The organism is Pseudomonas sp. FG36 (assembly GCF_057809275.1).
The window spans coordinates 17,279-40,644 of sequence record NZ_JBMDJQ010000014.1 but is presented as its reverse complement, the minus strand read 5'-3'; the positions used below and the strand labels follow the sequence as shown (position 1 = coordinate 40,644).

Genomic DNA, 23,366 nt, shown 5'->3' with positions numbered 1-23,366 from the left:
ATGCAAGAGCTCATCAACACCACCCTGCTAATCATCGGTGGCGGCCCCGGCGGCTATGTGGCCGCCATCCGCGCCGGGCAACTGGGGATCCCCACCGTCCTGGTCGAAGGCCAGGCTTTGGGCGGCACCTGCCTGAACATCGGCTGCATTCCGTCCAAGGCGCTGATCCACGTGGCCGAGCAGTTCCACCAGGCCAGCCGCTACACCGAACCTTCACCGCTGGGCATCAGCGTGTCCTCGCCGCGCCTGGACATCAGCCGCAGCGTCGAGTGGAAGGACGGCATCGTCGACCGCCTCACCAGCGGCGTCGCCGCGCTGCTGAAAAAGCACGGTGTGAAGGTGATCCATGGTTGGGCGAAGATCCTCGATGGCAAGAGCGTCGAAGTCGAAGGCCAGCGCATCCAGTGCGAACACCTGCTGCTGGCCACCGGCTCCAGCAGTGTCGAACTGCCGATGCTGCCGATTGGCGGGCCGATCATTTCCTCCACAGAGGCCCTGGCGCCCAAGGCCATGCCCGAGCACCTGGTGGTGGTCGGCGGCGGCTACATCGGCCTGGAACTGGGTATCGCCTACCGCAAGCTCGGCGCCAAGGTCAGCGTGGTGGAAGCCCGCGAACGCATCCTGCCGACCTACGACGCGGAGCTCACCGCGCCGGTGGCCGACTCGATCAAGAAACTCGGCATCGCCCTGTACCTGGGCCACAGTGTCGAAGGCTATGCCGACGGCTGCCTGCTGGCCAGCGACGGCCAGGGTGGGCAACTGCGCCTGGAAGCTGACCAGGTGCTGGTGGCCGTGGGTCGCCGTCCACGCAGCAAAGGTTTCGGCCTGGAAAGCCTGGACCTGAAGATGAACGGCGCCGCCATCGCCATTGATGAGCGCTGCCAGACCAGCATGCGCAACGTCTGGGCCATCGGCGACGTGGCCGGCGAGCCGATGCTGGCGCACCGGGCCATGGCCCAGGGCGAGATGGTCGCCGAGATCATCGCCGGCAAGACGCGACGCTTCGAGCCGAGCGCAATCGCCGCGGTGTGCTTCACCGACCCGGAAGTGGTGGTGGTCGGCAAGACCCCGGAACAGGCCGGCCAGCAAGGTGTGGATTGCATCGTCGCGCAGTTCCCCTTCGCCGCGAATGGCCGAGCCATGAGCCTGGAGTCGAAGAGCGGCTTCGTGCGCGTGGTGGCTCGCCGTGACAACCATCTGATCCTCGGCTGGCAAGCCGTGGGCGTGGCGGTTTCCGAACTGTCCAGCGCCTTTGCCCAGTCCCTGGAGATGGGCGCGCGCCTGGAAGACATTGCCGGGACCATCCATGCCCACCCGACGCTGGGCGAGGCGGTGCAGGAAGCGGCGCTGCGCGCCTTGGGGCACGCACTGCACATCTGATTGAAGACACTGAAGCGGCACTAGCCGATTTGGCCCGCTGCGCCCGAGGCGCCGCGGGTCTTTTTTTGTCCATCACTCGGCTACGGTGTTCTTGCCATCCGCCTTGGCCCGATACAGCGCCTGATCCGCCCGTGCCAGCAACCCGCCGACATCGTCACCCTCACGCCACTGCACCACGCCATAGCTCATGGTCAGCCGACACGTGCCGATGGGCTCGATCGCCGCCATCGCCGTGCGGATCGCCGACGCCACCTCCCTGTTCCAGCGATGTGCGCGGCAACACCACGGCAAACTCATCACCTCCCCAGCGGGCCAGCAGCCCCCGGCCACCCAGGCACTGACGGATGCGCGCGGTGACCTCGATCAGCGCGGCATCCCCGCGGGCATGACCGTGCAGGTCGTTGATCGGCTTGAAGTCGTCCAGGTCCATGGCGATCAATGCCAGTGGCTCACGGAAGCGCCGGGCGCGCTCACACTCCTGCTGGAGCGTTTTCTCCAGGCGATAGCGGTTGGCGGTACGGGTCAACGCATCCCGCTCGGCCAGTTCGCGGTTCTCATCCAGTTGCCGCTGCAACTGCTGGTTGACCCATGACAGCTCACGGGTACGTTCGGCCACCTGGCCCTCCAGCGAATGGTTGCGCTGTTCGAGCTCCTCCACCAGGCGCTTGCCGGCGTCGATATTGCGATGGGCCCCGAGCATGCGCGCCACCGAGCCATCGGCGTTGCGGGCGATGATATGGCCGGTGTCCTCGACCCACAGGTAACTGCCATCCTGGCAACGGCACCGGTACTCGATGCGGTAGCGCTCGTTGCGCTGGGTAATATAGGCCTCGAAATGCGCCATCACCCGCGGATAGTCCTGCGGGTGTATCACGCTTTCCCAGGTCAGCACGGAGTTGTCCAGCGAGTGGCTGGGGTAACCTAGCATCGCGTACCAGCCCGGGTTGCGGTAGACGTAGCCGCTGTTGGCATCCCAGTCCCAGATGCCGTCGCTGATCAGTTCGAACAAGGTGTGCAATTGCTGCTCGGTGAAGCCAGCCGGTATCGGCTTTGCTGCCTGACTCATGGACGCTCTCCCTGTTGCCCAGCAACTGCGCCCCGTAACCGGTGCTGCCGACACTTGCTATTTTTTGCCGCTAGCGGCAATACCGTTCCTCTGCCGGGCAAGCATATTCCGAGCGAGAGGTCGCCGGAATAGCCCTTACGGCCTATTTTGCCGCTCCACCATCGCTGGCACAGCTTTTGCCCCTTCAGTCGCCTCTCTAACAGTCGTTCATGGAGGAAACATGCTTATCACAGCGAACGGCCTGGGGTGGCAGACCGTGCAGCAACAGCAACGCAGCGTTCTCGAACAGCCTGCAGCACAGTTGCCCGCGCTCCAGCCGCTGATGGCCAGCGCGAAAACCTCGGCGCAGCAGAACAATCAGGGCAGCACTTCGCAGCAACACGCCGAAGACAATCGCAAGGAGGCCTTCGCCAAGCTGATGGTCATGCTGCAGAATCCGGACGTGGCCAAGCGTGAACAGGCCAGCGTGGGCAAACAGGAAGGATCCAGCGCCCTACAGGAGTTTCGCGATTACATGGCCAAGTCGCCGGCAGAGAAGATCAAGGAAAAGATGCTTCAGGAGCTGGGCTTGAGTCCGGAGGAGTACGACGCGTTGCCGCCCGAGCAGAAAATGAGGGTCGATCAGCTGATCGCTCGACGCTTGCAGGACGAGCTCGAGCGGAAAACCCAGGCCAGGCTCGAGCAGCAGGCGCAGCGAGAACAGGCCACCACCCAGCCGCAAAGCGTCCTGGCCTCGACAAATGACGATGATGCCGAGCGACGCTACACCGCCAAGCTTTGAGCCGGGCTTTGTCCCCGGTCCGGTAGCAGCGCTTTGGATCCCCTGACCCGAGCAGGCTGGGCAAGCGGGTCAGGGCAATGTTCGAGTCGCAGTGCTATCCGGGCATCACTTCCGTGGCCTGTTACAGGTCAGGCAGGGATTGTTCGGTAGGGCTGTCGAGACCTAACAATTGAAGCAGCGTATTCTGCACCACCGCATAGTTGATGACCGCGTCGTATCGATCAAAAGTGGCTGATGAGCGACTGCTCAAGGCCTGGAATACATCCTGTTCCACACTGAGCAAATCATTCAGGCTGCGATACCCCAGTTTGTACTCCTCCTGGTAGACATCTCGGGTATGCGTTGCAATTTTCACCTGGTAGATACTAGTGTGAACACGCGCCTCTGCGCCTTGCCAATTACTCAACGCGGTTGCAGTTTTTTGCTCAACCTCCAACCACGCTTGATTAATACTCGCTTTTGAAGCTTCCAGCGCCTCGTGTGCCTGCAACACACGCGCGGAGACAGCGCCCCCCTGATAAATCGGTATATCAACGGTCACACCGAACTGACTATCCCAAGCCGGCACAGAATCATTATAGTCACGCTCATACTTGTGCAGGCGTGAAGCACTGAGACTAATGGTGGGCCTATGTTGCGCCTTTGTTGCCCCGAGCAAGGCATCGGCCGCTTTTTCCTGGGCAATGGCTGATCGCACGGATGGAATTGACCTGAAATCAATCACACCCTGCGTTTGCGGAGAGGCCTGTAATAGCACTTCGGGAAGATCCGCCAACGAATCGACCTGCCTACCAGTCAGTTGTGCAAGCGTGGCCTTGGCATTAGCCAACTGATTGCGGTATTGCTCCAGCGTTGTCGTCAAGGCCGCGACACGACTGGTCGCCTGTAACGCATCAGACGCCGAGCTCAGCCCCGCATTCAATCGGTATTCTGCAATCCCCTTGACCTCCTCCAGGGAAGCAAGCATTTTCTCAGTGACACGCACACTATCCTGGTAACGCTTGACACTGGAGTAGGCCAATAACGTATCCCCCGTCACCTTGGTTACCGTACTCATCAATTCATCACGATAAGATTCAGTGAGGTAGGTCTGATTCCGTATAGCCCCCGTCGTTCTACCAAAATCATAGACCAACTGTTTCAACTGCGGTCCGTAGACATACTCACCATGTTGACCATAAGTACCTGACAGGCTGAGCTGTGGATAATAAGCACTTTTCGCCTCATCTTTCTGCGCCTCACCTTTCCTGATCTGCGAGAAAGCCTGACTCAATGCAGGGCTGCGTGCATACGCAAGAATAATCGCGGCGTCTGGCGTCAAGAACGAAACATCGCTGGCCTTGAGTGCGGGGAGGCTGTCTTCATAAGCGGCCCATGCGCACACGGGTTGCACGGCAACCCAGACGATGGCTAACGCGGTAGCCCATCTGCACACCCGTTGCGCAACAAGAAAAACTTCAATCTTTCTCGAGCACATGAAAGCCCCCCCTGTATCACTTTGCATCTAAATCTCCAGCCTCAGAATTTGGTCTTTGCATACGACGGGCGTGGTCTCCAAGGCCACCCGGCCCCTCTCCTCGCGGTTGTCACTCGACCGCTACCACAGGGGTAGATGTACCGATCTCCTGCCGTCCTTAAAACACGAATGCGTGGCAAGAACTTATGTGCAATTGCAAGCGCCTCCCGGTCGTCCGCGTCTGGCGAGGCGGGCACTGCCTGATCAATACGCGAGGGTAACGCTAGCCACGCAGGAACAAGGCCCAATGCAATTTCAAGCAAATCTCAATGTATGCCAGAGATATGATCACCCCTAGACGTTGACAAGGGATCCTATTCGTGAACACTGCAGAAGAAACAACACGGGCATTTATTCTTACTGCCCTGAAAAACATAGGCGTTGCCCCGGACAAGTTGCAGGCAATTGACCAAGGTGCCGAAATCTACGGCGCGCAGGGGCTGCTGGACTCTATACACCTTGTCGGCCTGATTTCGGCACTCGGCGAGTGCATCGACAAGAATGCAAGCCAACCTGATAGTTTCTTCGATATTCTCGATCAGGACCTGTTCGACAATTTCAAGGATCTCAATCGAATCGAATCGCTATTAAACGGAAAATTCAGCCATGTCCGCTTTTTCGCTTGATAGCCAATACATCAGTTCCGACAAAATCGAAGGCATAGCCTATCACCACCTGGCTGACAGCGTGCCCACGCCTTTCTATGCATACAGCGCCTCCCAGATAAAGGCGGATTTCGCCGAACTCAAACGCGCGCTTCCCCAGGGCATTGACTATTTTTATTCGCTCAAGGCCAACCCGAACAAAACACTGGTTGCGTTGCTCCACCAGGCCGGAACAGGTTGCGAGGTCTGTTCTCTGACGGAGTTGGAGATTGCTTTACGGCAAGGCGTGGCGCCGAGCGATATTATTTTTGTCGGCCCCGGCAAACACATCGATGAGTTGACCCAGTGCTGCCTGGCCGGCATCAAAGCGGTGGTGGTTGAATCCATTGAAGAGATGCTGCTGCTCAATGAGATCGCCGCAAGCCTGGACGTCACCCAGCGTATTGCCTTGCGGATCAACCCAGACTTCACCGGCGCAAAAGCCAAGTTGGTGATGAGCGGCAAACCTCGACAATTTGGCATCGATGAACAATTGTTGCCGCAGGCATTTGCCACGCTCCGCGAACTTGCACAGTTGAGCCTGACCGGCATCCATGTGTACCTGGGCACCCGGATTCTTGACTGGCAGGCCCTTGCCGATAATACGCAAAACATCCTGACACTGGCTGCGACACTCCAGCAGACCTATGACGTCGACCTGGACTTCGTCGATGTCGGCGGTGGCTTCGGCGTGCGCTATTTCGACAAGGAAAAAGCACTCGACCTGTCTGCCCTGGGCGCAGCACTGCTGCCGCTGGTGAACGACTATCGGCAACGCTTTCCACGCTGCAAGATCGTAATCGAGCTGGGCCGTTTCCTGATTGCCCGCGCCGGTATTTTTGTCACGCGGGTCAATTACCTCAAACCCTCGCGGGATGAATGGTTTGCCGTATGTGATGGCGGCGCCAACTGCCACGGCAGCGCTGCTGGCATCAATGCCCTGGTTCGCCGCAATTTCCCGATGGCCCGTCTTGGCCCCTCCCGGGACGGCGATCAACATCGCTATCAGGTGACCGGCCCCCTGTGTACCCCCACCGACGTGCTGGGCGAAAACATCATGCTCGCCGAGCTTCGCTCGGGAGATCTGATCGGTATAGGCCATTCCGGTGCCTATGGCGCCAGCGCTTCGCCGGTCGGCTTTTTAAGCTTCGGTCACCCTGCAGAAGTGCTTGTGGAAAATGACCAGGCTTATCTGATCCGCATGGCAGATAGCGTCGAGAGCCTGCTGGCACCGCAAGTGTGCCAGCGCCTGGCATTGCCCAATACCTGAAGGATTCGCCATGTCTCTTGAGTTTGCGGCCACTCATATCCTGTGGCGTCAGTTTGAAAGAGAGGCAGACTCGCCTGCCGTGAATGATGGTCAGTTGAAAATAGTGACGGATTTCGTCGACGCCTTCTTTCACTCACAGGGTCATGATGGACAGGCGCAGGACCTTCATGCTGCTCGCTGGTACGCCGCACAGCATCAGTCGTTCAGGGCAATGCTGAGACAGTTGCTCAGGGAACTGGCTAACCAGGTCCGACTCGATGACCTCGACCTGGTTGTGCTCGCTCATTGGACGCCGGATGTGGAGGTCGGTTGCTCAGTGACCAACGCCATCATCCATGAGTCGGGTAGTCGCGACGCCTTTGGTATCGCCATCAGCGATCACGGTCTGAGCGGCGCGTTTCTGGCATTGCAGGTCATCGAGGATTACCTCGGCGATAGCGACCGTGATGGTCATGGCAAAAAAGCCCTGCTGCTGATCGCTGACCAGGACGCCATTCTGTATGACAGCCCCAGCCTGGCGCGCTTCGATCCTGTGGCCAGCGCCTGCATCGTGATGCTGCGCAACCTGCCAGGCAATCGGCCCGGCGGCCAAATCGCCGGTATTGCGTTCAAACACTATCGAAGCATCCCTTTTCCGATCACGGAACAGGCATTGGACGACTTGCTCGTCGACTTGGACATGTTCACGCCCAGTGAAGACTTGTTGCCCCTGCTGATCCTGACCACGCCGGCCCTGGCGGGGCAGCTGCGAGAACACCGGCAATTGGCTGATCACCGCATCGAAAGCTGGGATGATTCGTTACTTTCCTGCGCCCCGTGGGCCCGACTGGAACAACTCGCGCCGAGCCACCAACGCATACTGCTGATGCTGCCGGAGGGCAATGCCCTGTCCTGTGCAGGTTTTGTGGCGGGGACTTGAAATGTTCATCCATACGATCACCAGCCTGGTCGCCGCGAATCTCACGCCCTTGCCCGCCCTGGCGGAAAAGTATGCCTGGGGTCAGCGCAACACCAAGATCTTCAGCCGTTTTCATCGGATGGAATCGGCCAGCCTCTTCGAGCAGGAGGCGCTGCCTGACTTGATCATGCAGCTGTTGCAGAAGTTCCGGGCCGAATGTGACCCGATACTGTTTGGGCGCATTGGCTACGTAGCCTGGGCGCACTCGCTGAATTGTCCCAGCCCTTTTGACCTGTTCCCTGGCCTGGCCGGCCAATTGCGCAGGTTCCTGGGACATCCGCAGCTCGAGTTCTTTTCGGTCACCCAGGCGTCCTGTGCATCGGCGCTGGTGGCACTGAAGCTTTTCGACGCCAGGCTCGCGGCCGCTCAAGCCAGGCAGGACAACGTCTGTGGCTTACTGATCAGCGGCGAAAAGTGCTTCCATGACACCGTGCAATACGCCGATCAGAATGGCTATTTCGGCGAAGCATTCTGCGCGACGCTGCTTGGCGCAACCTCCTCGCCCGGTGCACTGCGCGTGAGTGCCGTGCACATCCAGCAACTGGCCGCCTACGGCACACGCATGCGCGCGACGGATCGCGAAAGTGAAAACGCCTACGATCACGCCTTCATACCCACCATGCTGGAGACAGTGCACACCGCCCTGCGGCATGCGGGGCGACGCCCCGAAGAGCTGCGCACGCTGATTCCCTACCATATCAGCCCGCCCACCTTCGACAGGATCGCAGACGGTGCGGGCTTTCCTCGGGCCATCATTTACCGCCGCCATCTCTACCAACTGGGCCATTGCTTTTGCAGCGATGCGTTCCTCAACCTGGAAAGCCTCCTGACGCACCGTGATGACACCGTCGCCGTGGCCCCCATTCTGGCCCTGGCGTCCGGTATCGCGGGGACTTTTGCAGCCATCGTTGTTGAATTGACTAATGAGGATCAGAAATGAGCACGAACCATTTGACCCAGTGGCTGGTGCTGGCAGCGCAGCAGTTCCCCGAGAAGACGGCATTGATCGAGGGTGAGCAGACGGTGACCTGGAGCGCGCTTCATCAACGGGTGATCAATACCGCCACCTATCTGCGCCAGCAACAGGTTGAACGCGGCGACAGGGTGATGGTGTGGCTGCCAAACGGGGTGGATTTCGTCGTCTGTTTCTGGGCCGTGCAGTATCTGCAGGCTGTGTTCGTTCCGGTGAATCCGGATACACCGATAGCCCGGGTAGGCTGGTTACTGGAGAACGCAGCGTCGCAGCTGTTGATTGCCCAAAGCGGACAGGCCGCAGCGTTGGCAACGGCAGCGGTCGCCCCTGATCTGCGCGTGCTGTTTGATCGAGCACCCGACGGGCAAGAGAGCGATTCGTCGCGGTTGTCCCTGGAACAGGTAACCGCGCTTGCACCAGCGCTGCCCTTGCCTGTTCGAGGAGCACTGGATATTGACCTGGCCTGCCTGATCTACACCTCAGGTTCAACGGGCGACCCCAAGGGAGTCATGTTGACCCAGCGCAACATGCTCAGCGCGGCAGACTCCGTCGCCACCTATTTGCAACTGCAGGCCAGCGACCGGATTTTCTGCACGATCCCCATGAGCTTCGACTACGGGTTGTATCAAGCGATCATGACGACCAAGGTCGGCGCAACGCTGATTATCGAAAAGGATTTCAGCCGCCCGCTGTTTGCTCTGAAACAGCTGGTCAAGCACAAGGCCACCGTTCTGCCGATCGTGCCCACGCTGCTGGCGATCATCGCCCCCTTGGCCAAACGCTATGACTTCTCCTCACTGCGCACGATCACCAACACTGCGGCGGCCTTGCACCCCAGCGATATAGATCTGTTGCTCACGCTCTTCCCCCAGGCCGAGATCTTTTCCATGTACGGCCTGACCGAGTGCCATCGCTGTACCTGGCTGCCGCCGGCCCTGCTGTCCCGACATAAAGACAGCGTGGGCCATGCCATCCCCAATACCGAACTCTGGGTTGTCGATGATGAGGGCATTGCGCACCGCAAGAATGCCACGGGTGAACTGGTGATCCGCGGAGCCACGGTGATGAGCGGCTACTGGCGAAACCCGGAACAGACCGCGAAAAAGCTGCGACCGGGCCCCTTGCCCGGCGAATCGGTCCTCTACACCGGCGACGTGTGCCGGCTGGATGAACAGGGGTTGCTGTATTTCCTGTCGCGCAAGGACGACATTCTCAAAACCAACGGCGAAAAAGTTGCCCCCCGGGAAGTCGAGGGCGTGCTCAAGCGCGTGCCGGGGGTGCTGCAGGTCGCGGTGATAGGCCTTGCCCATCCAGTCCATGGCGATGAAATCGTCGCCTGTATCGAATGCATCACGCCCCTGGAGACCGCGCAGCTCAAAGCATTCTGCCAGGTCCATCTCGAAGCCTATAAACGCCCGCACCGCTACTACTTCAGCGAAGCGCTGCCCAAGAACAACAACGGGAAGGTCGACCGCGGCCAGTTATCCGCCCTGCTGCCACGCCGGGAAAACAACCTCAACGCCGGATGCACACAATAAACAGGGAGTCAGAATGCATACGCCAACCATAATTGAAGCCATTGGCCTGGTCCTGGAAAGTACAAACCTGTCCGAGCTCAATGCCCAGACTCATCTGGAACGCGACCTGGGATTCGAAAGCGGCTTGTACATCGAACTGATCATGTACCTTGAAGAGCAAATCGAGGACCTGGTGCTCGACCCTGCCACGCTGGAGTTCCAGCACTTCGAAACCGTGGGCAGTTTGTCGAAGTTCATTGAACTTCAGCTCACCGGCCGGGCGGCATGAATGGACGCCTGGTCTGAGCTCATAAGCATATTTATGCGCTTCGCCGATCGATCGCATACCGCCTGGCACCACCATTCACTGACATACAGCTATGCCGCGCTCAGTCAGCGTGCGCAGGATATCGCCGATGAAATAGTCCGCCTGCAGGCTGGAACCGACACGCCGCTGGCGCCGGTGCTGGTGCATGGCCACAAGTCATTCGATTTCCTGGCCGCCTGGTGGGCCTGCATCCTGTGCGGTTGCCCGATCGTGCCGGTCGAGTCGGATAACACGCCTGAGCGGCTGGAGCGGATAACCCATACCGTCGGGGCACGCTTGATCCTGAACAGCGAGGTGCTCCCACTGTCCGCCACGCATGCCAGGGTGATCGCCCTCGCCGCCCTGCCTTGGCAGCTCCATGATGACGCGGCGTTGCAACACCTGCTGGACGGCACCCGCAGACGAATCGACAACGCCCTCGCCCCTGGGCTGGCGTACATCATGTTTTCATCGGGGACTACCGGCGCGCCCAAGGGCATCCAGATCAGCTTGTCCAACCTGGTCGACTTCGTGACCTGGATACGCAACGACTTTCCACTGCATGGGACCATCACAGGCAATGTACGCTACTGCTTCGATGTCTGCCTGTTTGAAATCTGGCTTGCCTGGCAGTTTCTGCAACCGCTGTCCGTGCTCGATCACCGAGACCTGATCAACACCCGCAAGGTGATTGCCCAGCATGCGCACATGGCACTGACCTGCTGGGTGTCCACGCCGTCGATGGTGCGTCTGTACCTGCTCGATCCAACTTTCAATGCCGACGCACTGGCACATTTGCGGCGCTTCATCTTCTGCGGTGAAACGCTGCCCAAAGAGATCGTCACCCAATTGTGGGCACGCTTTCCGACCTGTGAGGTGATCAATACCTATGGCCCCACTGAATGTACCGTGGCCGTTTCACAGGTGCTGATCACCCCGGACATGGTGGCCTCGCCACTGCCCCTGCCGATTGGTCGTGCCAGGCCCGGCGCGTGCCTGCAGCTTGCCCAGCCCGTGGACGCTGCGGGTCGGGGGCAACTGCTGATCAGTGGCCCGTGTGTCGGTCCTGGCTACCTCAATGCTGCATCTGCGCGTCAAGCCAGTTTCAGCCGTCAGCAGGGGCAAGCCACTTACGCCACCGGCGATATCGGCCTGTACGACGGGGCCTGGTACTACTTCATGGGGCGCGAAGACGGCGAGGTCAAGATACAGGGACACCGTATCGACCTGCACGAGATCGAGCACTTCCTGCGTGAACACAATCTGGTCACCGATGTGGTTGTCGAGCCGTACTGGCGCAAGGGCAATGCCGAGGCGATACAGGCCTGCGTGATCCTCAACGGGCACTGCGAACTTTCGCAACTTGGCAGCGCCATGCAAGCCCATTTTCCCCCGTGGGCCATCCCACGTTACTGGTACAGCACCCCAAGCACCGTACTTAATCATAACGGCAAACTGGATCGTTCAATTGCCCGGCAACGCGCCATGGACAACGGAGAGAAATATGTTTTTATCGCAAATCAAACCGCTGTTTGAGCGGCTCAAGTATCAAGACAGCTCGACCGCGCTGATCAACCAGCAGGGCATATACAGCTTTGCCGAACTGGGCTTGCGCACCGCCGCGATCGCCCAGCTACTCGCGCCATGGGCTGGTCGTAACGTGCTGGTTCACGGGCATAAGCAAATGGATGCCGTGGCCGCGATGCTGGCGTGCATCAACCAGGGATGCTGCTTTACCTTCGTCGATCAATCCAACCCCGTCGCACGGGTTGAAAAAATCGCCGAACTGATCCGCGCCGAACTGATCCTCACGGCGACGGCAGCCCCACTGGAAGGCCTGGAACGCTGGCCACAACAGGTCCTTTCGGCCTTGGAAAATGGCGATCCGGCGTCACTGTCAGTCGAACCCGACCTGACTCAGCCGGCCCTCTATGTGCTGCCCACCTCGGGCAGTACCGGTGAACCGAAGGGCGTCATCGTCAGTTATGAGAACTTCGCCGCGTTCTCGGGCTGGTACAGCCCGCTGATCAGCGACGATATCGCACATGGATGCCATGTGAGCCATGCCTGTTTCTCCTTCGACATGGGCCTGCTGGATCTCTTCCCGGTGCTGTGCCAGGGCAGAGCCCTGCTGATGCTGGATCATTGTCACAACATGCTGCCCCGACAGAACATCCGTCTTATGTCCCGGCATCCCCAATGTCCTGCCACCAGCTGGTTTTCCACGCCGAGTTTTGTCGATCTGATGTTGAAGGACCCGTTGTTCGACCGGCAACAATTTCCGGATCTGAAGCGGTTCTTCATCGCCGGCGAGCGCGCCGCGCTGGGACTGGTGCACCAACTCCAGGCCCGCTTCCCCGGCCTTGAAGTAATGCACGGCTATGGCCCTACCGAGTGCACCGGCATGACCCATACCTTCGCCATTGGCCAGCCGCCCGAGCACAGTGCCGGACTGCTGTCCCTTGGCCCTGCCTGCGGGCAGAACCGAGTCAGGATCGTCGATGCCGATGGCCATGACCTGCCGCCCGGGGAAATGGGTGAGGTGCGCTTGTACGGTCCGCAAGTCGCATTGGGCTACCAGCCTGAAGACGACCCGCGCAACAGCGCATTCGGCCAGGACGAGTTCGGACGTTACTACGCCACCGGGGATCGCGGGTTCGAGGATCACGATCGATCCCTGTTCATTCACGGCAGGGACGACAATCAGCTGAAGCTGCACGGCAACCGCGTCGAGCTGGCCGAGATCGAGAGCAGCGTATGCCGCCATGAGGACGTCATCCAGTGTTGCGTGGTGCCGATCAAGGAAGAGGGCAAGGTCACTGACCTGCAACTCTTTGTTCAGCTGCGCGAGGACACCGCGATTCACCGTGAAGGATTGCGCCGTTTCCTGGCAGAACAGTTGCCCGGCTACATGATTCCGAAGTCCATGTTCTTCTGTCCGACCTTCCCTTTGACGCTGCATGGAAAGATCGATCGCCAGCAACTGGTGCAACAGCACAACGTGTTGTCTCCGGCAACTTGATGGCTATTTGCAAGCACATATAAAAAACATCCCTTCACGATCGCGAAAATCTCCAACACTCCCTGCACCGGTGCCACATAGGCGCCGGTGCAAACGATCTCCCCAAGGATGAAGGGCGACGCGATGCGTTTCAGTCATATCGGTTACGTGGTTGGCGACAGCGAGGCAACGGCTGACGCGGTTAAACCGTTTTTCCCGGTTGTCGTCCGCTACAAAGAGTACATGGCCGCACAAAAAGTGTTCATCACCCTGTTGGCGACCACTGAAGGGGGCAGCCAGGTGGAGTTGGTCGAGCCGCGGGAAGACAACCTCCCCTTGCGCGAACTCCTGGCCAAATCCGGCAAGTCTTCACTGCCCTACCACATCTGCTTCGAGGTCGATGACTTCGACGCGCAATTCAGAAGGATGAAGGCCGCAGGCTGGATCGTGCTGACACGTCCCTTCAGCGCCTTTGACAGCAACCACCGCTCCAGCCATCTCTATCACCCTGATGCCGGGATCATCGAAATCATGTCGGGCCCGCTATGAATCAGTTCCACGATGATGCCTTCGCCAGTCAGCCCGGCCCACTGGGCGCGGACGCTCAACAGGTTGCCGAGCAACTGCGAAACTTCGGCGATACACGACAGGTCCTGAGCCAATGGTCGTTCGCTCCGGCGCTGAATCAGCTCGGCGTGCCCGAGCGATATCAGACAGCGCCACGCCATCAGGTGTCCAGCCTGGCGGCGCGCTATGAACTCTATGAACAGGTGGGCTTCGTCTCCCCGGCGCTCATGTTCAGTGCCCCCGGGCCGAGCATGGCGGCCTATGTGGTGGCAGGCCTGGGCAACGCACAACAGCAGGATGCCTTTTTCGGTCAGTTTCAACAGACATTGTGCTGGTCATGCTTTGCGATGACCGAGCCCACCCAGGGAAGTGATGCCGGGGCCATGCAGACCACGGCGACAGCGGTAGACGGAGGATTCCTCATTTCCGGCTGCAAGATGTTCATCGGCAACGGAATGATCGCCGAAACCGGTGTGTTGTTTGCGCGCACCGCGCCGGGGCAGTTGGGGATCAACGCCTTTCTATTCAGGCCGCAAGACCCGGCCATCATCCGTCACCGCCTGGCACTCACCGGACTTGACGGCACCAACCTAGCGCATATGCAGTTCGACAAACTGTTTATCCCGACAGAGGATTTGCTGGGACAGCATTTGAAACCTACCCAGCGCTTTGCGCTGTCGGCAATGGCCACATTCAATGCACTACGCCCCTGTGTGGGGGCACTGGCGCTGGGGGTGGCACGACGCGCCTTGCACGAGTGGCAAGCCTGCCTCACGCCCACTCAGACACAGGCACGACTGCTGGCACAACTCAAACGACGCTGGCATGCAGTTTACCGTGAGGCGTTGACGGTCTGTCAGCGAGCGGATGAACACCAGGCCCCGGCAAGAAGCCCCGGCATGGTCAAGACCGCCTGCGTGATCATTGCCGAGGAAATAGTCAGCCAGCTTATCCATGCGTTCCCCGCAGACCGAGGGCCTTTGCCGACGGCGCTATGGCAGGCATTTCGCGACGTAAAGGCCTTTGAATACACCGAAGGAACACGCCAGATCCACCGACTGAGCCAGAATTTTTCCTCTCGACACGCAAGCCAGGAATGCCAATGACTATCGCCCCCATGGCGCAGGGTCAACTGAACATCGTCAGTACCTGCGAAGCCGTTACCCTGGACAGTCGGCACTTCATTGCCACCCCCCGGCAATCGCACCAGGCTCATTGGTACCAGCACTGGCCACACATCGATTGTGGCGAACGCCTGCATGCCAGGGCCGTTGTCGATTTGTGCCGAAGCATCGTCAGCGAGCCCTGTCCGACCCTGTTGGTTTACGACAGCCTCCACCCGGCTGCCCGCGGTGCCACTCCCCTGCTGCAGAGCCTGCTATCCCAATGCCCAGGGTTCATCGAAACCTTTGGCATATGCAGTGGCCGCTTCGATCCGGAGCACGCCGGATTGCTGGCAAGCACACTACTTCAGCCCGGACAACGCCTGCTCTATCTGCATGATCCGCTCGAACGCCTGAGTTGCGACCCGCTGCCGCAACAGGCAACCCTGCACTACCTTGTTTTTTCTGCACAAGCCTCGGGGGAGCAATGGATACCCAGCTTGCCTCACTGATCGAGCGCCTGGCAAAGCCCTCCCTGCTGCCGATGCGTCCGACCGAGTCGAGACATCTGGCCACCCTGAAAACCGAGGTTGTCACCTGCGGGCCCTACCGCAGCCGCGTACTGGTTTACCCAAACCATGATCCACAGGCCAAAAGCGCCCTATTGCTACACGGCTGGGGGGGCCACCCGATGATGCTGTCCGAGGTGAGAGCGTTGCTTCAGGACAGCGGTTATCGTGTCTACATGCCCTTTCTGCTGGGCCATGACCCACAGTCTCCCGCCAGTTGCGATTTTCCCGGCCAATGCCCGCTGTTGTTGGCGCTGCAGGTCAGGTACGGCCCATTCGATAGCGTGGTTGCCCATTCGGCAGGCGGGATCATCATGGCGATGGCCCACTGGCAGGGTCTGATCCTGGACCGGGTGGCGCTGCTTTCAGCGCCAGCCTCATTGCCCAGCCTGCTGCAGCATGCGCTGTCGCATCAGCAGATCGGGAGGCATCACCTGGCATCGCTCGATAGCCATTACCAGAGCCGCTACCCCATGCCTGCCAGCTTGAACACCGCGCATCCCTACACCTTCAGCGGTGCTCGCGCACTCATCATGCACGGCAACCAGGACCAGAGAATCGCCCCTGCCGATGCCGGGCGCATCCATGCTCAATTACCGGATAGCCAGTTGCTGGTAGTCGAAGGCACAGGCCACCTGGGCATCCTCTCGCACCCACGAACTCGACAGGCCCTGGCCAGATTCCTCTGCAGGCAAAACACCGATCATGAAAAAGGGCACACCTATGTTGGGGCATATTGAGTCCATAACCCTCCACATTCCCGAACAGCGCAAATCACTGGTCGCGGCCGCTCACGCCCTTGGACTGAGCGCGCTCGATGTCAGGATGTTCTCACGCTTCTATGGGCTGGCGAGCTTCCCGCGTCAACCCGGCTCGGTGGATGACCTGATACGTCCGCTGCTGGAACAGTTCGTCGCCGCGCATCCTGACATCATCACGCGCATCCGCCATGTGATGCACGCCCATACGGTGCCCACGCTGCGCCCGTTTCACGAAACAGGCAGACCCCTGCTCGACGCGTGCGGATTTGCCGATGACACCGAGTACTGCAGCCTGACGATGGGCCACTGTGCAACCGCATTGCCTGCCGTGGAGTATGCCTGCAGCCGCCTCGAGGACGGGGAGTACGCCTTGCTGCTGGTGGGCGAAAAGGCCTTCCATCCAAAGGTGGAACTGCTCGATGACACTACCATCATGGGCGAAGCCGCCTGTGCCGTGCTGCTCAATCGATCGGGAGCGCGCGGCAAGGTCACGTCCCGCTACAGCGAACAGGCCGGCGAGTTCAGTCAACAAAAGGGCGATGAACCGAGAACCGATCCGGCATTCGCCGATGCCTACTTCGCATTCGTCAGCGATGCCATGCGCAGTGCCGCCAAGCATTTCGGTTGCCCGCTGGACACTCTGAACTGGATAGCCCCACACAATGTCAACCTGTCCTCCTGGCAGAAAATAGCCGACGAACTCGCGATCCCCCGCGCCAGGATCTTTCTGCAGAATGTTCCTCGCTATGGCCATTGTTTCGGTGCAGACCCTTATCTCAACCTCGCCGCGCTCATCCGCGGGCAACAGCTGTCTGCCGGCGACAAGGTAATGCTGGTCAGCGTCGGTATGGGCGCCACCTTTTCCTCGCTGTTGCTCGAGCTACCCACAGGCAGTGAAATCCCTGTGTTTTGCAACCTGAAGCAATACCCGGAGTTCGGGCCGAACTAAGTTAAGGCTCAGTTCATCCTCTACTCGAACGCCGACACTCATGAGCGATATCACCCGTTGCTATCCACAACTTCACGCACTGTCAGAGCGACTTCTCGCTGCCGGGCAGCTCGCAGAAAGCGACCTTCAACAGGCGATTGCCTGCCTGGACCATCCAGAGCTCAAAAGCATCGCCTGCATCGGCATCCCCTCGCGGTTCAACCTCTGGGAAACACCGGCATTTTCCAATGTCAGCTATTCCCGGCACCTGCAGATCATCGAGTACCTGAGCCGAACGGACGCCAGCGCCATGATGCTGCTGCCAGGGGCCTCCCTGAGTACCCGCGCCATTCTGACCCTGGGCAATGAACAGCAGCAGGCACGTTTTTTTGCCTGCTTCGACGAACGCCCGGCCTGGACATTCTTCGCCGTTACAGAAGCCGACATCGGTTCGGATGCCAGTGCCATCACCAGTGAACTCACGCACAGTGAACGGGGCTGGCGGCTCAACGGTACCAAGATGCTGATCGGTGGGGCCATGCTGGCGAGCGCAGGCCTGGTGTATGCACGGTATGAACGAAGCCAGCGGCTGGTCATGGTGTTCCCTGAGGCGGCCGAGCCCACCTTGCAGCGTGACTCATTGGCCACCGTCGGCCTGGCCGGTGCCGGATTGACCCGCCTGACGTTCAAGGAACACCGTATCGAGGAGGAAGATATCCTGGGCCACGACCGTCGTGAACTGCTGCAGGGGCTCAACTCCCTGAGCCTGGTATTCGAACGACATCGGCCCATGGTGGCGGCCATGGCGCTGGGCACGACCTTTGGCCTGCTCACAGCCCTCTCCGTCCGCCCCCTGCCGACTGCCGCGCGACGTTGGGTCGCCAGGCTGTGGCGAAAGTATCGCGCGATCTATCAGCAGATGCTGACGCTGGCAGAGGGTTACAGCAATGGCCAGCATCAGCATGCCCTAACCAGTCAACTCAAGCGCAACGCCACCCGCCTGGTCGAGGAAACAGCCTGCCTGCTGCCCCATTGGCTGAATCGCGACGACTGGCTGGAAGATCACTTGTTGCGCAAGCGCTACCGCGACAGTTTTGCGTTCGAGTACATGGAGGGCACCAGCAACATCCATCTGCTCAATAGCTGGCGACCACCCGTAGCCCAGGGAGTCGGCCTGTGACACTCTGCCTCGATCCTGCCGACATCGTATTCCAGTCATTTCACCACACCGAAACGCCCCAGCCGGAGTGGAAGGCTGAAACGGCTCACTGGCGTTCTTATGTACAGCACTTCTTCCAGGCCAACGGCCAGGCTCTCAGTCCGCAGCACGATCAGGTGCAAGCCTGGGTCGATAGCCAGGAGCGTGCTTCCTTCAGCGACATGATCGCTGTGCTGTTGCCCCGGCTGTCTGCGGTCATCCAACCTCAGCGGGTGAAGACCGTGCTGATGGCGCATTGGACGCCAGACCTGCATATGGGCAGCTCGGTGGTCAATGCCGCCATCCACCAACTAGGGCTTTGCGCCTGCCTGGCATTGGCCATCAGCGACCGCGGAGCAGACGCAGGCCTGTTCGCCCTGGATGGCCTCAATGATTGCCTGGCGGGTAAGAATGAGGACGGTCTGTTACTGATTGCCGAGCAGAAAAACCTGATGTACTTCTCACCACTGATGGCGGCACTGCAACCGGAAAACAATGCCTGCGTCTGCCTGCTGAACAAGCAGCAGCGCGGGCTGCGCTACCGGGGGTTCAGGCGTGCGCCCCATGCGCAATGGTCCAATGAACGGCTCTCGCACGTCATCGGACAGCTGGGATTGGTCAACGAACGCCTGACCCTGATTGGTCCTGCCCGGCTGCTGGAGGCGGCGTCCGCCGGCACTCGGGCGTTTGCCAGTAACCCTCACTTGTTGTGCGCCGCCCCTTTCGTTGCGCTGCGCACCTTCTGGGAGCCGCAACGCGACTACCTGCTGATCAGCGAAAACGACAACGGAATCAGCCTGTGCGGATTCGCAGCCGAGGAGGACCGCCCATGAACATCGCGTCGCTGGTCACCTACATCCCGCCCACCAGGATATCCCTCGAGCAAGTCGTTGCCCATCGCGGCGGCGCGGCGTCAGAAGCCCGCACCTTCAGTCAGCTTTTCGGTATGCGGGAGGCATCGACCCTGGCGACTGACGAAAGCGCCGAAGACTGTTTCCGCGCCTTGCTGCAGCAATTGCGGGAAAGCCTGGATGAAGACGAAACGATTGATGCGCTTATCCTGGTCCAGGGCCTGCCCGCTCGTTCCCAGCGCCAGAGCGTAAACTTGCAGGCGCTGCGCCACGAATCGGATTTCATCGCGCAAGATGCGCCGCTGCTGACCGTCAACCAACAAAACTGCGCCACCCTGTTCTGGGGATTGCGCCTGGCCGAACGGTTGCTGGCAAGTGGCAAGCATCGCTGCGTGGCGTTGCTGACTGGCGACACGCTGGCCGATTTTGATCTGGCCGAGCGCTACATTCCCGGCTGTACGATGATTGGCGACGCCTTCGCCGCCGCCCTGCTCAAACCCGGAGGCGGTCAACGCAGGGTTTCTGGCATCCACTGCTTTTACCATCCTGGATTCTGGCAGGGCCTGGACGGCAGTCGCGAGGACACCAAACGCTTCTATCAGTCGCACAATACCCTGGTCGACCAGGCGCTGGCGTCCTACCCCAAGGATCTGCGCGAGCAGGCCTGGCTGCTGCCGCACAACATCAACCGCCTCAGCTGGCAAACCTGGCTGCGCCATCCCGACAATCAGCAACGCGCGGTCGCCACGGATCTGATAAGCCACTGCGGCCACTGTTACTGCGCGGACCCCCTGCTGTTGCTCGACAGCTACGCCCCTGAGGATACCGGCCGACCTGCCCTGCTGCTCTCGGTGGGCCTGGGCGGCTGGGTAGGTTGCGCGGCCATTACCGCTGACACCTTACCGGAGGCAGCCCATGCCCAGTAATCCCAATGCCATTGCGAACGTCAGGCCATCCGCCGCCAAGTATGCGCAACTGGGTTTCCTGAAAATCGCTGAAAGCGCTTGTCGCCAGCATGGAGACAAGGTCTGGATCGGTGAGGAAGAGGATGCCGTGCTGTTGCTGGCGGGCGCTCGACATATCCGTTTTTTCCTTGAGAACGAAAGCAGTTTCCATAAGGAACTGGATAACGGCACTTCAGTCAGGCGGATCCTGCTGGGTCAATCGCTGATCACTGCGCGGGAAGGTGAAGAGTGGCATCTGGCAAGAAAGTTGACCGCACCGTTGGTCAATCCGAAATCGCCACTGCTCAAACAGGGCACCCAACTTTCCGCGCGCTGGCTGGTGGAAACACTCCAGGACCCGCAGAAGGATTCGATGCAGGAAGTCTGCCTGCAGTGGGCACTGATGTGCGTCGCGCAAGGATTCGTCGGCCCCACGCTCAGCCCGCTGCAACTCGACAGTCTGATCAATCACTTTCGCAGGATCTACCAGCAATTGATTGTCGCTGCGACGACCGAGGACTATGCCACATTGTCCCGACACCCGGCCCTGCTCGCGTTCCGTGAGGAACTTGAATCGATGATCGGACCGCTGCTGATGGGCGACGGTGGTGCAAAGGTCGACATGCTGCAACGCTTCTGCCAGTCATTGGATATCAAAGCCCATCCGCATGAAAGGGAACGGGCGATCAGCATGCTGCTGGGTAATCTGGTGGCCAGCGTGGATAACACCGGCGTTGCGCTGCTGTGGTGCCTGACCCACTTGTCACAGCACCCCCGGTATCAGGAGCGGGTCCGTGAGGAATCCAGCCAGGGGAAACGCGACATGGCCAGCGCCATCGTCAAGGAGTCGCTGCGCATCACACCGGTTACGGCATTTTTCGAACGCAACACCCTGAGCCCGGTGGAGATCGACGGCGCGTTGATTCCCGCCGGCGTCAAAGTGCTGTTTTCACCCTGGCTGGTCCATCGCAATGCAGCGCATTGGCCGGAGCCATTGAATTTCAGGCCTGAGCGCTTTCTTGAGGGGAGAAAAATTGCTCGGGAACAATTTGTGCCCTTCAGCGTGGGCAAGCGCAACTGCGTAGGCATGGCGCTCGCACTTGAGCAGCTCACCACCGCCATCGAAACACTGTGCGGCCATTGCCACTTCACCCTCTCGCCTTCGACCGCTCCGGCCGCTCTCACGCCATTTTATGGGTTGAATGTGATGCCCAGGGGCGCGGTCGGTTTCACCATCGAATCCGTTGACCGGAACATTCAGCATGAATGCATCGCCTAACCTGGCGGGAGATGCCATCCCGCAACTCAGCGTGTTCTGTTTTTCGGACGTGGCCCGGGACAGCTTTGCAGAAAAATATGAACAGTTGCTTAGCACCGCCAGGCTGGCGGACACGCTCGGCTTTCACGCGATCTGGACCCCTGAACGACATTTCCACACCTTCGGTGGGATGTTCCCCAATCCCTCTGTAGTCAGCGCCGCGCTGGCTGTCACCACACAACGTATCGCCATTCGCGCCGGCAGCGTGGTACTCCCCCTTCATGATCCGCTACGCGTCGCGGAAGAGTGGGCGCTGGTGGACAACCTCTCTCACGGCCGGGCCGGCGTAGCGTTTGCAGCGGGCTGGCAACGCAATGATTTCGTCCTCATGGCCCAGAACTACCGTGAGCGTCAGGAGATCCTCTTTTCTTCCCTGGAGCAGATTCGAGCGCTGTGGCGCGGCGAGTCGGCGACCCGCCACGAACTTTCCTTTCCAGGGCACCCGGAACCGGTCACGTTGCAAACCTGGCCGCCGGCCTATCAAGCCGACATCCCGGTCTGGGTCACGACGGGAAGCAATCCCTTGCTGTTCAGTGAGGCCGGTAAACGCGGCTTGAACGTACTGACTCACCTGATCTCGCAAACCCATGAGCAACTGCAGGAAAACTGCGCCCGCTATCGCCTTGCGCGCCACGCAGCGGGGCTGGACCCGGCAGGCGGCAAGGTCACGCTGATGATGCATAGTCAGGCCGGGGAAGCCAGGGAGTCGTTGTTGCCACGTCTGCGGCCGGCCATGACGGGTTACCTTCGCGCGTTCATGCAGCTCTCTGAAAACCTCAACGCCCCTGTGCTTGATCGGGAAAAGGCTGAAAAAAAGAAAGCCTACGCCCTCAAATGGGGGGTAGAAAAGTACCTCGACCACTACGGTCTGTTTGGCTCTGCCGCAGAGTGCCTCGAGCAACTGCAACAGCTCAAGCGTGAAGGCATCGACGAAGTAGCAGGGCTGATAGACTTCGGCATGCCGCAGGAAAGTGTTGAAACGACATTACGTACACTGGCGACATTACTGTGAAACAAGGAGGTTGTATGAGCGACATGAAATCGATGACGCTGGTGCTTGCACTAGTGGCCAGCACGACCAGCTACTCTGCACTGGCCGCAGAAAAAACCTTTCCGCTGAACACCTTTACCAGCGTTGAAGTACGACAAGGCATAAACCTGTCGATCAAATGCGCTGCAACGTCATCCATGGTGGTCTCGGGCGCTGCGGATACGCTGGATAAACTCCAGGTCAGCACAAACGATCAGGCACTGTTGATCGTCAATGACGCCGCGAAAGACGATCGCTTCTTCTCCCGCTCGCTGGATATCACACTGTATACCGACAAACCCCTTACCGGGCTGACCGGACAAGCCGGGATCAAAATGGTCGTGCCTGCCTGTGCCATCGATCCATCCAGGCTTACGGTGGCAGGCAGCATGGGCACCGATATCCAGATCGAGGGCAAGACGGGTGAACTGGCTCTCGACCTGGCAATGGGCGGCACCTTCAATAAGAAACCGTTGCCCTTCACTGCTGATGTGGCGCATGTCCGCATGAGCATGGGGGCACAATCATCCCTGTGTCAGATCCCTCGGATCAACGGCAGCCTATCGGCCGGTGCACAGCTGTCTGTCAGCCCATCGGCGCAGGTCGATACCGGCGCCGCGGGCTCGTTCGCCAGCGACATAACAACCTCTGAATGTTTGTAGGCGACAAGTCTCAACCGCCCAC

The 23,366-nt window shown here is 59.8% G+C and carries 22 protein-coding genes and 1 pseudogene; 21 read left to right on the top strand and 2 right to left on the bottom strand.

Features of this window, described 5'->3' with window-relative positions:
- Positions 1–1,380 (top strand): dihydrolipoyl dehydrogenase, encoded by a 1,380-nt coding sequence (gene lpdA, locus ACODS9_RS13115; protein WP_401106130.1) that lies wholly within the window; start codon positions 1–3, stop codon positions 1,378–1,380.
- Positions 1,381–1,452: 72 nt separating this feature from the next.
- Here the strand turns inward: lpdA and ACODS9_RS13110 are convergent.
- Positions 1,453–2,446 (bottom strand): annotated as a pseudogene (locus ACODS9_RS13110) (sensor domain-containing diguanylate cyclase).
- Positions 2,447–2,666: 220 nt separating this feature from the next.
- On the opposite strand from ACODS9_RS13110, the gene ACODS9_RS13105 reads away from it, so the two are divergent.
- Entirely contained in the window at positions 2,667–3,227 is a 561-nt protein-coding gene (locus ACODS9_RS13105) for a hypothetical protein (RefSeq protein WP_401106134.1), read from the top strand.
- Between the two features lie 121 nt (positions 3,228–3,348).
- Here ACODS9_RS13105 and ACODS9_RS13100 read toward each other — a convergent pair whose 3' ends face one another.
- Complete coding sequence (locus tag ACODS9_RS13100; RefSeq protein WP_401106136.1) at positions 3,349–4,731, bottom strand: TolC family outer membrane protein; 1,383 nt, start codon at positions 4,729–4,731, stop codon at positions 3,349–3,351.
- Positions 4,732–5,063: 332 nt separating this feature from the next.
- On the opposite strand from ACODS9_RS13100, the gene ACODS9_RS13095 reads away from it, so the two are divergent.
- From ACODS9_RS13095 to ACODS9_RS13005, 19 genes are all read left to right on the top strand, one after another.
- Entirely contained in the window at positions 5,064–5,369 is a 306-nt protein-coding gene (locus ACODS9_RS13095; RefSeq protein ID WP_401106138.1) for a hypothetical protein, read from the top strand.
- The gene (locus ACODS9_RS13090; protein ID WP_401106139.1) at positions 5,350–6,657 is read left to right on the top strand and encodes a type III PLP-dependent enzyme; all 1,308 of its coding nucleotides are present in this window, start codon (positions 5,350–5,352) and stop codon (positions 6,655–6,657) included. The genes ACODS9_RS13095 and ACODS9_RS13090 overlap by 20 nt, the downstream gene beginning before the upstream one ends.
- Positions 6,658–6,667: 10 nt before the next feature.
- Positions 6,668–7,576 (top strand): hypothetical protein, encoded by a 909-nt coding sequence (locus tag ACODS9_RS13085; RefSeq protein ID WP_401106141.1) that lies wholly within the window; start codon positions 6,668–6,670, stop codon positions 7,574–7,576.
- Between the two features lies 1 nt (position 7,577).
- Positions 7,578–8,555 carry a beta-ketoacyl-[acyl-carrier-protein] synthase family protein gene (locus ACODS9_RS13080; RefSeq protein WP_401106143.1) on the top strand — a complete coding sequence of 326 codons (978 nt, stop codon included), beginning with the start codon at positions 7,578–7,580 and terminating at the stop codon, positions 8,553–8,555.
- Entirely contained in the window at positions 8,552–10,126 is a 1,575-nt protein-coding gene (locus tag ACODS9_RS13075) for a class I adenylate-forming enzyme family protein (protein ID WP_489094013.1), read from the top strand. The genes ACODS9_RS13080 and ACODS9_RS13075 overlap by 4 nt, the downstream gene beginning before the upstream one ends.
- A gap of 13 nt (positions 10,127–10,139) precedes the next feature.
- A complete protein-coding gene (locus ACODS9_RS13070; protein WP_401106147.1) occupies positions 10,140–10,394 on the top strand; it encodes a phosphopantetheine-binding protein in 255 nt (84 codons plus the stop codon).
- A 33-nt stretch (positions 10,395–10,427) separates the two neighbouring features.
- A complete protein-coding gene (locus ACODS9_RS13065) occupies positions 10,428–11,948 on the top strand; it encodes an AMP-binding protein (RefSeq protein ID WP_489094012.1) in 1,521 nt (506 codons plus the stop codon).
- Positions 11,917–13,434 (top strand): AMP-binding protein, encoded by a 1,518-nt coding sequence (locus ACODS9_RS13060; protein WP_401106151.1) that lies wholly within the window; start codon positions 11,917–11,919, stop codon positions 13,432–13,434. Before ACODS9_RS13065 ends, ACODS9_RS13060 begins: the two co-directional genes overlap by 32 nt.
- A gap of 108 nt (positions 13,435–13,542) precedes the next feature.
- Complete coding sequence (locus ACODS9_RS13055) at positions 13,543–13,962, top strand: VOC family protein (RefSeq protein ID WP_489094011.1); 420 nt, start codon at positions 13,543–13,545, stop codon at positions 13,960–13,962.
- Positions 13,959–15,086: an acyl-CoA dehydrogenase family protein gene (locus ACODS9_RS13050; RefSeq protein ID WP_401106155.1), complete on the top strand. Its 1,128-nt coding sequence runs from the start codon at positions 13,959–13,961 to the stop codon at positions 15,084–15,086. Before ACODS9_RS13055 ends, ACODS9_RS13050 begins: the two co-directional genes overlap by 4 nt.
- Complete coding sequence (locus ACODS9_RS13045; protein ID WP_401106157.1) at positions 15,083–15,595, top strand: hypothetical protein; 513 nt, start codon at positions 15,083–15,085, stop codon at positions 15,593–15,595. Before ACODS9_RS13050 ends, ACODS9_RS13045 begins: the two co-directional genes overlap by 4 nt.
- Positions 15,571–16,392, top strand: a complete 822-nt coding sequence (locus tag ACODS9_RS13040; protein ID WP_401106159.1) for an alpha/beta fold hydrolase — start codon at positions 15,571–15,573, stop codon at positions 16,390–16,392. The genes ACODS9_RS13045 and ACODS9_RS13040 overlap by 25 nt, the downstream gene beginning before the upstream one ends.
- On the top strand, positions 16,358–17,362 hold the full coding sequence (locus tag ACODS9_RS13035; RefSeq protein ID WP_401106161.1) for a 3-oxoacyl-[acyl-carrier-protein] synthase III C-terminal domain-containing protein: 1,005 nt from the start codon (positions 16,358–16,360) through the stop codon (positions 17,360–17,362). The genes ACODS9_RS13040 and ACODS9_RS13035 overlap by 35 nt, the downstream gene beginning before the upstream one ends.
- A 40-nt stretch (positions 17,363–17,402) precedes the next feature.
- Positions 17,403–18,521 carry an acyl-CoA dehydrogenase family protein gene (locus ACODS9_RS13030; RefSeq protein ID WP_401106163.1) on the top strand — a complete coding sequence of 373 codons (1,119 nt, stop codon included), beginning with the start codon at positions 17,403–17,405 and terminating at the stop codon, positions 18,519–18,521.
- Complete coding sequence (locus ACODS9_RS13025) at positions 18,518–19,372, top strand: hypothetical protein (protein WP_401106165.1); 855 nt, start codon at positions 18,518–18,520, stop codon at positions 19,370–19,372. Before ACODS9_RS13030 ends, ACODS9_RS13025 begins: the two co-directional genes overlap by 4 nt.
- Positions 19,369–20,316 carry a beta-ketoacyl-[acyl-carrier-protein] synthase family protein gene (locus ACODS9_RS13020; RefSeq protein ID WP_401106167.1) on the top strand — a complete coding sequence of 316 codons (948 nt, stop codon included), beginning with the start codon at positions 19,369–19,371 and terminating at the stop codon, positions 20,314–20,316. The genes ACODS9_RS13025 and ACODS9_RS13020 overlap by 4 nt, the downstream gene beginning before the upstream one ends.
- Complete coding sequence (locus ACODS9_RS13015) at positions 20,306–21,613, top strand: cytochrome P450 (RefSeq protein WP_489094010.1); 1,308 nt, start codon at positions 20,306–20,308, stop codon at positions 21,611–21,613. Before ACODS9_RS13020 ends, ACODS9_RS13015 begins: the two co-directional genes overlap by 11 nt.
- Positions 21,597–22,664, top strand: a complete 1,068-nt coding sequence (locus ACODS9_RS13010) for a MupA/Atu3671 family FMN-dependent luciferase-like monooxygenase (protein ID WP_401106170.1) — start codon at positions 21,597–21,599, stop codon at positions 22,662–22,664. The genes ACODS9_RS13015 and ACODS9_RS13010 overlap by 17 nt, the downstream gene beginning before the upstream one ends.
- 14 nt (positions 22,665–22,678) lie before the next feature.
- Positions 22,679–23,344, top strand: coding sequence for a GIN domain-containing protein (locus tag ACODS9_RS13005; RefSeq protein ID WP_401106171.1), 666 nt, complete (start codon positions 22,679–22,681; stop codon positions 23,342–23,344).
- Positions 23,345–23,366: the final 22 nt, after the last annotated feature.